Here is a 14,407-nt window from a genome sequence, read left to right as displayed (position 1 = left end):
CTCCTTAATTGGAATTTGGGATTTTTTATGTTTAATATTAATTTCCTTTTTGGAATTTGGAATTTAAAATATTGGAATTTATTAATGAGTATGTTTAGGATTAAAACCGTCTTCGCTTAATTCGATATGCTCATAATCAGCAACCATTTCAGCTTCATAATCAACTTTTTCTCCTTTGCTAACTCTTGCAATTATTTTTTCCATGATACTATAAATAACAGGAACTACGATCAGGGTTAGGAATAATGAAGAAATTAATCCTCCAATAATTACCCATGCCAATCCGTTTTTCCACTCTGCTCCTGCTCCGGATGCTAATGCAATTGGGAACATACCAAATACCATGGCAATTGTTGTCATCAAGATCGGACGTAAACGGGCGTGATTCGCCTGAATTAATGCCGTTCTGATTGATTCTCCAGCTGCTCTTCTTTGATTGGTATAATCCACAAGCATGATCGCATTCTTACACACCAGACCAATCAACATTATGACTCCAAGAATCGTAAATATATTTAATGTATTGTTTGTTAAAGCTAAGGCTAATAATACCCCGATAAACGAAAGCGGAATAGCAAACAATACTACAAACGGGTGAACAAAACTATCATAAAGTCCAACCATTACAAGGTAAACTAAAATAATAGCGGCTAATAAAGCGATCCCTAAAGTACCAAAACCTTCACTTTGGTTTTCCTGATCTCCACCCCAAATATAACTTACACCTACTGGTTTTTTAAGTTTATCTAATTTCTCCTGCCATTGCGTAACGATTGTTCCTGAAGGAACCCCAACATTCTGACCTTGCACGGTTACAGATGCTGTTTTATCTCTACGCTCTAACTGGCTAGGTCCTGAACCTTCTTTAATGGTAGCAAATTGAGACAATTTGATTTGTTGACCTGCTGAATTAATGAAGATCAGATTACTAACATCGGTAATGTTTTTTCTGTCAAAAGCATTGTATTTGATGTTGATATCGTATTCGTATTCACCAGCTCTGTATTTTCCATCAGTGTTCCCGCTATAAGCAGTTTGCATCGTTAAACCAACTGTTTGAAGTGTTAAACCTAAAGCAGCCATTTTATCTCTGTCAACCTGAACATTAATTTCAGGGTTTCCGTCCTCAACAGTTAATTTAATCTCTGTTGTTCCGGGAATTTTACGCAATTCAGCTTCAGCTAATTTAGCATATGCCATAGCAGCATCAGTTGAAGGACCTGTTACAATTAATCCTAATGTTGCATTATCAGCAGTACCTAAAATACCTACGGGAACTGTTTTTACTTTTGCCCCAACTAATACTTTTTCAAGCTTACGCTTCATTTTTGCAGCGTAAACTGCTGCACCATCCGTACGATCTTTTTGTTCGATCATTTTTACGTCAATCTCCGCTTTGTAAGCTGTAGCTTGCGATGCTCCTAAACCTTCACTGGTTTGTCCTACAGTTGTAATTTGGCTGTAAACATATTCCTGAGTTTTTAAAAATGCTTCAGCTTTCTGCGTCATAAAGTTAGTTTGTTCTAACGAAGCATCTTTCGGCATTTCGATTTGAACTAAGAACTCACCACTATCAGAAGAAGCAAAGAATTCTCCTCCAATATAACCTCCTCCAAGCAATGAAAAGATAGATCCAAAAAACAACACAAGAACTATTATAATTGTTTTAACATAATGATCTAAACTCCACTCTAATAAACCGGAAACCCAGTTTGTAAAACGTGTTAAATAGCTTTCGAAACCAAGAATAATTCTTCCAAATAAATTCTTTCCTTCAATATGTTCCAATTTACCATAACGAGATGATAACCAAGGAATAATTGTAAATGAAGCTAAAAGCGATAGTAAAGTTGAAATAATTACAGTAACACAAAATTGTGTAATAATATTAGAAACTAAACCTGAACTCATTGCAATAGGCAAGAATACCACCACAATTACTAATGTAATCGAAGTTACAGTTCCACCAATTTCAGCAGTTCCGTCATACGAAGCACGAATTCGGCTTTTACCCATTTCCATGTGCCTGTAAATATTCTCCAGTACCACAATCGCATCATCGACCAGAATACCTACAACAAGAGATAATCCTAATAAACTCATTAAGTTTAAGGTATATCCCATTAAGTAAATACCAATAAATGTCGCAATCAAAGATGCAGGAATCGAAACCATTACAATCAACGAGTTTCTAATACTGTGCAGGAAGAACAACATTACAAAAGCTACCAGAATAACCGCAATCAATAAATCGTGTACTACAGAATCTGCAGCTTCAAGAGTAAAGATTGTACTATCTTTTGCAACTTGTAATTTTAATTGACTGGTTTTATAATCTTGTTCCAGCGCCGCAATTGTTTTTAATAATTGTTCACTTACCGCAACCGCATTTGCATCTGATTGTTTGATAATTTGTAAAACGATCGCACTTTTTTGATCTACACGTGATATTTTTTCCGCAATTTTCTGAGTATCCTGAACGTCTGCAATATCTCCTAAACGAATTTGAATTCCGTTTTGAGAAGAAACTACTAAGTTTCTTAATTCCTGAACACTTTTATATTTACCCGCTAAACGAATTAATATTTTTTGATTACGAGTTTGGATATTTCCTGTTGGGAAATCTAAGTTCGAAGTCAAAATATTTTGTTGTACCTGAGGGATTGAAAGATTGTAAGCCTGCATTTTTACAGCATCAAGATTTACCTGAATCTCACGCTCTTCACCACCAATAATATTTACCTGAGCAACACCTGTTACACGAGACAAAACAGGAGCAATTTTTTTATCAATTAAGTCATAAAATGCTGCTTCGTCCATTTTTCCGTTGGCACCCAGCGTCATAATTGGTAAATCACTCAATGAGAACTTGGTTAACGCCGGTGTTTTGGCATCATCCGGTAAATCACTAATAATAGCGTTTATTTTTCGCTGTGCATCATTCATCGAAATATCAACTTTTGCAGTCGATGTTAATGTGATAGATACAATAGATAAACTCTCATAGGACTTAGAGTCAATTTTTTTGATATTCTCTAAGGACGCGATCGCATCTTCGATTTTCTTGGTTACTGTATTCTCTACCTCACTTGGAGAAGCTCCCGGATAAATAGTAGAAATTGTAATAACGTTTTGTTCAAATTTCGGGATCAGCTCATAGCCTAACTGGCTGTAGCTAAACAATCCACCAAGTATCAGAATCGTAAACAATACGATTACTAACGACGGACGTTTTATGGATATTTCGGCTAATTTCATATTTGTTTATTTATGCTTTAGGCTATAAGCAATAAGCTTTACGCTTTTGAATTGCTTAAAGCTTATTGCTTACGGCTTACAGCCTATAATTATTTAATAATTTCTACTGTATTACCGTCTTGTAAGTTAATTTGACCTGTAACAATTACAGTTTCTCCGTCAGACAATCCATTTACAATTTCTACCTGATCTCCTAAGATTCTTCCGGCAGTTACTTTTTTCAATTTTGCAATACCGTTTTCAACTACAAAAATTTCGTTACTGCTCACACTTCCTACAAATGCATTTCTAGGCACAACCATTAAGTGTTGTTTTTGTTGTTTTGATGCAAAATTTGCAGTTCCGTACATACCTGCTTTCAGGTCATTGTTTGAGTTATTTGCAATTTCAATTTCAACAGGAAAACTTAAAGATTCATCTGCTTTTGCAGCAATAAATGTAATTTTTCCAGTAAAAGTTTTATCAGGATAAACACTAGCTGTTACATTTACATTGTCTCCTTTTTTTAAACTTGCAACCTGAGTTTCATTTACTGTAACTACTAATTTTAATTTAGAAACATTTACAATATCAAACAAAGCAGTTGCCGGCATTCCTGCAAGAATAGATCCTGGCTCAATGTATTTTTTATTGATGAATCCGCTAATTGGAGCTTTTACTCTTGTATCTCCAACATTAATATTAGCTTGTGTTAAACTAGACTGAGCATTTGTTAATGCTAATTTTGCCTGGTCTAATTGTTGTTTTGTTACACCACCAGTTTTAAAAGCATTTTCGTAACGGCTGTAATCAGATTTTGCATTTGCATATACGGCCTGAGCTTGTTGTGCATTTACATTGATTACATCACCTCTAACTGTTAATAAAGTCTGACCTACTTTTACATAATCTCCTTCTTTAGCTAAAACACTAATTACTTTTCCTGATTTTTCAGCAGAGAAAGTCAATTGCTGAATAGGTTGAAAGTTTCCGTTTGTAACGAAATCTAACGAAACTTCTTCTGTTTTTACCGGAGCTACTTTAACTGAAATTGCAGCATTTTTCTCTGCTACGATATCTGTTTTAGCTTTATTCTCTTTCTTATTATTATTTAAGACATATCCAATCACACCAAGGGCTGCAATTATGATTACGATTGTTATAATAGTTTTCTTCATTTTGTTTAGTTATTTAATAAGAGTTTTAAGTTCGCCTTTTGATTTGATTAGTGCTACTTCGGCAATTTTATAATTCAATACTGCTCTGGTATAGTTATTTTGAGCTTCAAGTGATGCATTTTCAGAATCTAATAAATCTGTTAATGATGCCAATCCCTGAAGATAATTGTTTTTTGTATTGCTTAGGATTTCAGTCGCCAAACGCATATTTTCTTTTTGATTTTCGATAGTGATAAGGTTATTTTCCATATCAGCAACTGCATTTCTGTAATCTAAATCAAGTGAAAGTTTCGTGTCTTTTATATCTTCCTGAAGCGATCTGATTTGTACATCGGCTTGTCTTACTTTAGCACGGGTTCCAAATCCTGTAAAAATGGGTACGTGTAAGTTTAATCCAATTGCAGAGTAATCTGACCAGTAAACACCATCTTTAGGTTTTGCAAACCAAGGCATTTCAGGACCCTGACCAATGTAATTATAACCTGCAGTTAACGAAAGCGTAGGATAATATCCAGCCTCAACCGCTTTTTTATTGAATACTAAAAGCTCTTCTTGTTTTTTCAAAAGCAAATACTCTGTTCTCGTTTCTGTATTAGGCATTTCTGACAATGCAGCAGGAATCACTTCAAATTCTTCTTTCGGAATCTCAATCACAGTTTCTATAGGCATTCCCATATAAAACTTTAAAGCATTTTCCTGTAATGTAATTTGGTTTTTAATTTGTTGACGTTCTGTATCAATATTCGACATTTTAACAACAATACGATCCAAGTCAATTTTTTTAGCAAGACCATTATCAAATTGTCCTTTTACAATGTCACGAACTTTACTGGTATTAACATAGTTACTGTCTAATAAAATTAATCTTTCGCGTTGCACATAAACAGAGTAATAGTTATTAGCAACTCTTTCAATTACTTGTTCTTCTGTTAATTGATTGTTGATTTGATAGAATTCGCGTGTAGATCTTGCAGCTCTTAACCCTGTAAAAACAGATTGATCAAAGATTGTCTGAGTTAATCCTATTCCTGCTGTTGAAGTCCATTTTTGACCAAATGCTGCCTGGATAGTAGTTCCCGGTGCACCAAAACCAGCTCCATCAATAACTGTAGTTTGTATTACAGGATTGTAAGTTAAACTTCCGTTTGCAGAAATTTGAGGTAAGGCTCTTGAGCGTACTTCCTGAATTTTGTACTCACTATTTTCAACCTCCAGTTTTGCTTTTTTCGCGTCTGCTTTATTTTCAAGCGCATATAAAATAGCATCTTTCAGGGTTAGTGTTTTAACTTGTGCGCTGGCAGACAAGCCAATTGAACACAAAAATATAAGAATTATTCGTTTCATAGATTGATGATTAAATGATAATTTTTTTAAGTTGCTTTTCTAATTCCAGTATTCCTTTTTCGGTTGCCATAGCTCTTGTATGGTATTCCAATGCTTCTAATTCTATTTTTTGTGCTTCTCTTTCTGAAATCGTAGTTTCATTAATATGAAAAATCAGCGTGTAATAAAATTTTACATATAAATCTATATTCAAATCCGGTCTGTATAAACCTTCGCGGATTCCCTTTAAGATATTATCTCTAAAATAATGGTTGCACTGATCAATTTCATTGGTCATTATATTTTGATAAATTTCAGGATAATGCTTTTTTAACTGATATAATGGCGAAGTATCAGCGGCGTTTTTAAACATGTCGCGAAACATTTCCCTAATCTCAAAATTTTCATGAATGGCATTATAATCTTTCGCTACAATAGTATCAATAACCTGATGAACTTGCTGATGAACTGTCGATGTGCTCTCTTCGATCAAAACTTCCTTATTACAAAAATATTTGTAAATCGTTTTTTTCGAAATACACATTTCTCCGGCAATATCGTCCATCGTAACACTTTTAAAACCAAGCTTTAAAAACAATTCGCTTGCTTTTGATATAATTTTCTCTTTCATCTTAATTTTCAAATTGCATTACAAATATACTTAGGAAACTAAAATCAGAAAAATAGTTTCCGTAATTTTTGTAATAATTTTACATTAATTTATTCATTGTATAAGAATTATATACTAAACTCTAAGTTTGCGATAAGTTTAATATCTTTTCCTAAAGCTAAACCTCCATTATGATTGAACGAATTATAATCTAAGCCAAAGTCCTGACGTTTAATGTCACCCTTAATTTCAAAAGCTACTTTTCTCTCGCCATTGTAATTATTGATGCCAATAAATTCAGCATCAAGCTCTACTACTCTGGTTACGTCTTTTATAGTCAAATCTCCTTTAAAGAAATTGATATTATTATTTATTTTTTGAAAAGAAGTCGATTTAAAACTAATAATAGGATGCTCATTTACATCAAAAAAATCCTGAAGCTGTAAATACGTGTCTATTTGTTGAAAACTATCTTTTTTGTTATTAATGTCTAGTGAAAACTCAACCGAAGCATCTTCAATTTCATTGTCTTCAATATTCACATAACCATCAAATTTATTCGTAGTTCCTCCCATGTAGGCGATTATCGAATGTCTCATTTTAATTAAAACATCTGATTGGCTAGAATCTAAGGTCCATGTTGTTTTCATAAATTACTGGTTTAATGAGGTTATATATTACTCAAAACTCTTAAGGAAACTTTTTTAGTGTTCAGAGTTTCCAATTAAAAGTGCAAATATAAACAGGAAACTGTAAACACCAAGAAAGTTTCCAAGTTTTTTTTAAAATAATTTTAAAAAGCTAAAAAACAGTACATTACATATAAATTTCAAATAGAAACTATCATTTAAAACTATAAGAAAGAAATAATTCATAATGAATTGTATCTTTGAGGCTCGCAATTCAGATTATATTTTATGCACGATATTAGCCAATACCAGGATTTTTTTATTAATTATTTAGAAAATCAAAGCATCCACAAAGAGCCTAAAAACCTTTATGAACCCATTGAATATATTTTAGGTCTTGGCGGAAAACGCATGCGTCCCGTACTAACTTTAATGGCATCAGAAGTCTTTGATACTGATTATACAATGGCACTTCCGGCGGCAATGGCTGTTGAGGTTTTTCATAATTTTTCACTGGTTCACGATGATATTATGGATGATGCGCCTTTGCGAAGAGGACAGGAAACCGTGCATGAAAAATGGGATCTGAATACCGGAATACTTTCCGGCGATGCGATGTTGATTCTTGCTTATCAATATTTTGAACAATACGAACCTGTCGTTTTTAGAGATTTGGCAAAATTGTTCAGTAAAACGGCACTTGAAGTTTGTGAAGGGCAACAATGGGATGTTGATTTTGAAAAAAGAAACGACGTTACAATTCCGGAATATCTTAAAATGATCGAATATAAAACAGCCGTACTAGTTGCTGCAGCCATGAAAATGGGTGCAATTGTAGCTAAAACTACTCAAAAGGAAGCTGATTTAATTTACGATTTCGGATTAAATTTAGGATTGGCTTTTCAGCTTCAGGATGATTATTTAGATGCTTTTGGAGATCCTAAAACTTTTGGAAAACAAGTTGGCGGTGATATTATCGTCAACAAAAAAACCTATTTATACCTAAAAGCCCGTGAATTTTCATCTACTGAAAAAGCTTCAGAATTAGAAAAATTATTCAGTTTACAATTAGAAGATAATACCAACAAAATAGCAACTGCAAAAACTATTTTTAACGAATCAGGAGCTTCAAAAGCAACGCAGGAAGCAATCGAAATGTATACTTTTAAAGCTTTTGAAACTTTAGAAAAGATGGATATTAATACCGAAAAGAAAAATATTTTAAGAAAATTTGGTGAGAACTTAATGGGAAGAAAGGTTTAGTTTTCAATTTTCAGTATCAGTTTTCAGTAACTTAGAACTACGCTAAACCCGACAGGTTTTAAAATCTGTCGGGTTTGTCATTGTAGCGAAAAAGGGCTTCGACTCTGCTCAGCCTGACAATAGTTATACAGAAAATGAATGTCATCCTCAGCGAAGTCGAAGACTCATTTATTCAAAAATTTCATCAGGGTCAACTAAATCCGATAATTTTTGTTTTAGATTATCTTCTAAAATCGTTAAACCATATTGATAAGAAGCATTCATCCAGCCAAAACCTTCTTCGGTGATATAATCAAACTCGGTTCCTACGTTTCCATATTCTGCGAAAATCTTGTGTGAACTTATAGACAAATCAAACTTCTCCGGGATGGTTCCGTTGTAGTCAACCGCGTTTCTGGTTATCAGCCAAAGCCATCGATAAATCATTTCCTGCGCTTCGTCATGAAAATTATAATTGAGCAAACCTTCCCATAAAAGCATTTGGTGAGGTGCCCAGCCAAACGGATAATCCCATTGTCTGATTGGTGCATTTTCTTCTAGATCAGCAATTGATTCTTTGGTACAACCTGCAATTCCGCCTTTCATTTTAAATCTGGGCAATGTCTTTTTTACCAAAATTTCGGCTTGTTCCGGCGTACTTATTTTTGCCCAAAGCGGATAAAATGTTGGCGCAGCTTCAAAAAAATGCTGTTTTTCGTTTACAAAATCATAATCGAGATAACAACCGGATTCATCATTCCAACACATTTTATTGATTTTCTCTTTTCTCAATTCTGCTTTCGAAATCCAATATTCACTTGAATACGATTTATCTTCAAAATACTGAAATTCATTTTTAAAATATTTCTTAATTAAAAAAGCAATATCCGTTTCATATTTATAAAGTAAACTATTGATCGCAACAGTATTCAAATTGGCACAAACCCCAACCAATCTGTTCGTTGTATCATGTCCGCTTTCACGCATACTGCGATCGTGAATAAAATATTTATCAAGCTCAGGATCAACAACTTCTCTTTCGAGATATTTCTTTTCGAATTCGCGCGTAGACAGATTATATTTTGGCGCATATTGCTCCAGAATATCATCAAAATGTCCCTGTTCTACCTCAAACGGAAGCCCGATTCCTTCGGCTTTATAACGATTCAATCCATTTGCTGTAAGTCGTTTTCCTTCTTCCATCCAAACCGTTTGATATTCCTTTATGGCTGTTTTTAAATGTCTTTCGATCCAGAAAATATCAGGATTTGACTTCTCTAAAACATCCATAATTAAAGATGTATAAAGCGGCGGCTGCGTTCGGGTTAAATAATAACTTCTGTTAGCGTTCAGGATTTTTCCGTAATGATCGATCTGGTATTTAAAATTCTCGGCAATGCCTAAAGCAAGATCAATTTTATCATCTATCAAAAGTCCTTTGGCAATAAAATAACTGTCCCAACCGTACATTTCATTGAATCTTCCGCCAGGAACTACAAACGGAACTCCTGAAATTTCATTGTTTTTTATCTGAAGTGCCAAAGCCAAAATTCCCGGTTTTTTATTGAGCGATAAAACATATTCCGGCGAAATGTTTTTAGGCATTTGCACCACTTTCAATTTTGGCGTTGTAGCTTCTAATTTCTTGAAATAATCAAAAACAATTTCATCACCAAAAGGCACATACAAATACGCTATTTCATTTTCGATCTTATTGTCTTCCAGAATTTTCTTTACGCCATTTGCATCAATTGTTCGCGTTAGGCCTTTCCAATACAGGTTTTTTATTTTTCCTGAAATTCTTTTTACAGGATCTTCGGTGATTTCATTCAGATCTATTTCTGCAAATTCAGTTTTGTTTTTTTTGGCCAAAGCCAGTTCCTGCAACAAATTCGAAAGCTGATAAGTTCCTTCAATAACCGCAGAATTTCCGTTTTCATCATTCAGCAAAAACTTTTTTGGTCCGTTATCATCGATCGTTATTTTTTTATCACCGTCAGTATCTTCCTGAGCCAATAATTTTTCGATGGTTTGGGTGATATGTAATTTAAATTTCATCTTTTGCAGTTGTTTTTTTAAGAATAAAAAAGGATATTAATAATAAAGACATTGGAATTAAAGTAAAGTAAAATGCGTTTTCCGGGCCTTCATTTTTAAACAGCCAACCCGTAATTCTGGATCCTAATGTGCCGCCAAGAGCAGAAAAAATCACAATTAATCCCGTCATGGAACTTTGTAAATTCTTAGGTAAAGCACTTAAGACAATCGAGTTTAATAGCGGATATATGGGCGCAATAAACAATCCGATTAGCGGAAATGCGAAACCTATTAATGGAATATCTGAAAGCGTATTGATGTTTTTAACTTCTAATCCAACTGTTTTTGGAAGTACAAAAATGACAATCAGCATGGCACAAAATATACAAACACTTAAAACCCAAATCCAGTTTACTTTTTTGGTTATAATACCTGCAATCAACCTTCCAATTGCTAATGAAATAGCCAGAATACTCGCCATCATAATACTGATATTCTCCGGTAAATGAAGCACTTTTGTATTAAATGTAGGCAACCAGGACAAAATTCCCTGTTCGATCATGACAAACAGAAAGACACTGATTACAAAAATAACGGTAAGCAATTTTGCCATTAATTTGAACATTTGCAGGAAATCGTCTTTGAGATTTACTCCTGCTGAAATTTCTGCTTCTTCGAATTTTACAAAAAGTAAAAACAGAAATGATAAGAATGATAATCCTGCTAAAAACCAATAGACATTCAACCATGAATTAGGATCATTTTCATTATTAAAAGCCGGAAATAAAAAATAAGCTAACGCAATCCCAACCATAAAAAAACCTTCAATACTACTCATTAAAGCGTTGTGTTCTTTTTTGGTTTCGGTCACGGTTCCTATCAGTGAATAAACCGAAACTTTGATCAAAGCAAATGAAACTCCAACGGTGGCAAAAAGAATTTTAGCATTGTCAAAAGAATTCCCAAAATACATAGAAATACAAGCCAAAATAACCAATCCTAAACCTATCAACATCGATTTTCTGTAGCCTATTCTGGGTAAAAAAGAGGCTATGAAAAAAGACACGATAGCAATGGGCATATCTTTAAAAGCTTCCAGAATACTCGCCTGAACTTCATCAACTCCGTAATTTTTTTGCGATTTTAAAATCACGATTCCTACGCTGTTTAATAAAATAGCAAAGACAAAATAATTAAGGTAAAGTGAGATTTTGATTCCTAGGTTTTTCATTTGTTGTTATTTGCTTTTCTTTGTGGTTATGGTGCGGAGACGCACTGCTGTGCGCCTCTGCAGTAACTGTATATATATTCTATTTAACTCATTGGGCGTAATGAAAATTTAATTAAACACATAGAAACATAGATTTTATGTGTTTGAAAAAAGTAAATCAAAAAGAAACTCGTTTCTCACACATAGCTATGTGTATTAATGCAAGTGAAACGCCTTTTTTTCAGTTCAATAATTCTATGTTTCTATGTGTTAAAAAATAACACCAAACGGGTTAAATTTAGAAATTAATCGCTACAGAAAATCTAAACGCACGTCCTAAAATAGGTCTTGCCATAAACACATCGCTCGCTGCAGAAGTTGTTTGTCTTGGATCTCCTTCGGTCAAACCAATTTCGTTGAATAAATTCGAAGCATCAACTGCAAAACGAAGATTATTATAGGTATAATTTAATCCTGCGCCAACTTCTTTATAAGCCGGCAAAACTTGTTTGTTATCCTGATTGGTGAATTTTTTATCGTAATAAGAGAACTGAACATAGGCTGTGAAATCTTTTGTAATATCTACTTCCGGTCTTAGGTTACAGAAAAATTTAGGGATTCTTCGTGCTGTATTTCCGTTAAAATCAAACGTAGAACCATCCGCATTTGTTCCTGTAAAATTATCATATTCCGGTTTTTGAACGGTGAACGTAAAGTTCAGTTTTACCATTTCGTATCTTGCATTGGTCTCTACTTCAAGACCAATATTGTTTACATCGGCAAATTTATTTTCAGAGCTTCCGTCAGATAAAATATCGGTGAAAGCCACATTTTTTAATCCCATGTGAAATAAATTCGCATTCACATAGAAGAAGGAATTAGCATATTTGTAACCCAATTCAATTTGATTCACTTCTGTGTTCTCCAATTTGCTTAAATCTGCTGCATTGTCATAAAATGATTCCTCAATTGGAGATCTAAAACCATGACTGTATCGGGCATAAGATGCCATTTTATCATTGAATTTATAATTTCCTGCTGCGGTATATGACCATTCACTTACATCATATCTCCAGTAGGTATACGGATTTCCTTTTACAGTCGTCACCGCATCATCAGCCGTATTATTGTCTAAAAGTCCTAAGTTTTCAGCAAAAAATCTTGCGTTGTCTCTGTAACCTGAATATTTGTCTTTGTTGTATCTTAAACCTGCGTTGAAAGTCAGATTATCAGTCGCTTTAATTTCCGCGTCAGCATAAATATCATTCAAAAGTCCTTTTGTTTGTGCATCTCTTTCAAGCCATGTAATTCTTTCTACACCATTCCAGGTATGATCTACTCCAGTTGTATTGTCCTTTACATTCAATAATCTCGGATTGTCTGAAACTCCTACTAAATAGGAATTCCAGTTCCAGTATTGGTTCGATTTCCAGTTTGAATAATAATATCCAGCCGTTAATTTTACAGGATCTAAATCAAAATTAAAAGAGAAATTATTCGCAAAATTGTTCATCTTTTTCTCGATATGCCAAAGATCAGCTCGCATAATCAAAGCGTTTGGATCAAGAGTTTGTCCGTTATCTACATAAGAATATGTCAGATTACTAGCCGTTGTACTTTGAATATCTGTTGCATAAGCGTCTTGTGTCCAAGGTCCGCCATTTGGAAAAATAGCATTGTAATTTAAATCAATATTCGTTTGTTTGAAAGAGTTTTTAAAAGTCACTTTTTCTGATATTTTCTTTTTGAATTCCGCTCCTATTGAGTTGATAATCGGGTGAGAACCATCTTCTAAATCGGCGCTAAAAGTTCCGCCGCCGTATTGAGGCACATTTAATCGGCTTAAATTTACTGAAGTCAACGTTCCGTAATTCGGATTAAATCCTGGAATTCCTTCAATCTTTCCGTTATTGCTTTTTAGCGGAATTGGCAAATAGAAGGTGTTTCTGTCATCAAGATGTTTGAAATTGATTCTCAAATAATCGTCGTCATCGAATTTATAAGTGATGTTTCCTTTAATCTGACCTCCTTTATTGGCTGTAAAACCAGTATTTCTTACGCCGTTATCTGCTCTGTAAAAACCGCCAACATTAAAAAATAATTTATCCTGAATTAAGGCTCCTGATAAATTAAGATCTGTTCTGAACATTCCGTAATCTGAAGTCGTGAATTTTGCTCTTCCTTTAAATTCATTCTGACCCGTCTTTGATATAAAATTGATAATCCCTCCCGGCGCATTATTAGCAAAAATAGATGCCGAACCTCCACGAACAGCTTCCATTTTACTTACGGTTTCATCTAATCTGTAAAAAGTATCGGCGTTAGCAAATTGCAAAGCTCCATCTTCAAAAACAGGTAATCCGTCTTCCTGAATTTGTACATATTCATAAGCTCCCGCAGATGGAATTCCTCTTGCAAAAAGGTTGTTTCCTATTTCTCCTCCTGAAGCTTCAACAACAAATCCCGGAATAGTTTGTAGTAAAGCAGCCGTACTTGAAGGCGCTCTGTCTTCGATTGCCTTTGCTCCCATCGTTGTAATCGCAACACTGGATTCCAACTTTGATCTTGGCGCTGATGATCCTGTAACCACAACTTCATTTAAACTTTGAGATTCACCTTCAAGAAGCAAGTTTACTTCTAATGAATCTCCTTCTTTTACTGCAAACTTTTTCTCAAAAGTTTTATACCCCACATTTGTTGCTATAATTGTATAAGTTCCTGCAGTAATGTTCGAGAACGAATATCCTCCGTTTTCATCCGTAACAGTACTTTTTCCTGTTTCCTTTATAGTAACATTTGCTCCTGGAACTGTTGCACCGCTGTCATCGACTACTTTTCCTGAAACTGTATTTTGAGTTTGGGCAAACCCTTTATTGGATAAAAAAAACAGGCAAATCATTACAAGTAATGTACCTGAATACTGGTGTAGCTTTTTCATTTT

Annotated in this window: 9 protein-coding genes; 1 reads left to right on the top strand and 8 read right to left on the bottom strand. The window is 34.2% G+C overall.

All coding sequences use genetic code 11. The annotated features are described in order from the left end of the window. Positions 1 to 81: 81 nt before the first annotated feature. The 5 genes from ACHRVX_RS09155 to ACHRVX_RS09135 all read right to left on the bottom strand — a co-directional run bounded on the left by ACHRVX_RS09155 (position 82) and on the right by ACHRVX_RS09135 (position 6,998). Positions 82 to 3,258, bottom strand: a complete 3,177-nt coding sequence (locus tag ACHRVX_RS09155) for an efflux RND transporter permease subunit (protein WP_395331449.1) — start codon at positions 3,256 to 3,258, stop codon at positions 82 to 84. A gap of 89 nt (positions 3,259 to 3,347) precedes the next feature. After that, positions 3,348 to 4,415, bottom strand: coding sequence for an efflux RND transporter periplasmic adaptor subunit (locus ACHRVX_RS09150; protein ID WP_395331447.1), 1,068 nt, complete (start codon positions 4,413 to 4,415; stop codon positions 3,348 to 3,350). Between the two features lie 9 nt (positions 4,416 to 4,424). Further along, positions 4,425 to 5,759 carry a TolC family protein gene (locus tag ACHRVX_RS09145; RefSeq protein WP_395331445.1) on the bottom strand — a complete coding sequence of 445 codons (1,335 nt, stop codon included), beginning with the start codon at positions 5,757 to 5,759 and terminating at the stop codon, positions 4,425 to 4,427. Positions 5,760 to 5,769: 10 nt separating this feature from the next. Next, positions 5,770 to 6,369: a TetR/AcrR family transcriptional regulator gene (locus tag ACHRVX_RS09140; RefSeq protein WP_395331443.1), complete on the bottom strand. Its 600-nt coding sequence runs from the start codon at positions 6,367 to 6,369 to the stop codon at positions 5,770 to 5,772. A gap of 107 nt (positions 6,370 to 6,476) precedes the next feature. Then, positions 6,477 to 6,998, bottom strand: a complete 522-nt coding sequence (locus ACHRVX_RS09135; protein ID WP_395331441.1) for a YceI family protein — start codon at positions 6,996 to 6,998, stop codon at positions 6,477 to 6,479. Between the two features lie 267 nt (positions 6,999 to 7,265). Here ACHRVX_RS09135 and ACHRVX_RS09130 point away from each other — a divergent pair, with 267 nt between their 5' ends. Further along, positions 7,266 to 8,240, top strand: coding sequence for a polyprenyl synthetase family protein (locus ACHRVX_RS09130; RefSeq protein WP_395331439.1), 975 nt, complete (start codon positions 7,266 to 7,268; stop codon positions 8,238 to 8,240). Between the two features lie 168 nt (positions 8,241 to 8,408). Here the strand turns inward: ACHRVX_RS09130 and ACHRVX_RS09125 are convergent, their stop codons facing one another. From ACHRVX_RS09125 to ACHRVX_RS09115, 3 genes are all read right to left on the bottom strand, one after another. Continuing rightward, positions 8,409 to 10,277: a trehalase family glycosidase gene (locus tag ACHRVX_RS09125; RefSeq protein WP_395331437.1), complete on the bottom strand. Its 1,869-nt coding sequence runs from the start codon at positions 10,275 to 10,277 to the stop codon at positions 8,409 to 8,411. Further along, positions 10,267 to 11,487 (bottom strand): MFS transporter, encoded by a 1,221-nt coding sequence (locus tag ACHRVX_RS09120; RefSeq protein WP_395331435.1) that lies wholly within the window; start codon positions 11,485 to 11,487, stop codon positions 10,267 to 10,269. The genes ACHRVX_RS09125 and ACHRVX_RS09120 overlap by 11 nt, the downstream gene beginning before the upstream one ends. A gap of 277 nt (positions 11,488 to 11,764) precedes the next feature. Next, positions 11,765 to 14,404, bottom strand: a complete 2,640-nt coding sequence (locus tag ACHRVX_RS09115) for a TonB-dependent receptor (RefSeq protein WP_395331433.1) — start codon at positions 14,402 to 14,404, stop codon at positions 11,765 to 11,767. Positions 14,405 to 14,407 lie beyond the last annotated feature (3 nt).

It is taken from the genome of Flavobacterium sp. FlaQc-47 (genome assembly GCF_044006475.1).
GTDB lineage: Bacteria > Bacteroidota > Bacteroidia > Flavobacteriales > Flavobacteriaceae > Flavobacterium.
Note: the sequence above shows the minus strand (reverse complement) of the source record. Positions and strands in the feature narration are given on the sequence as shown.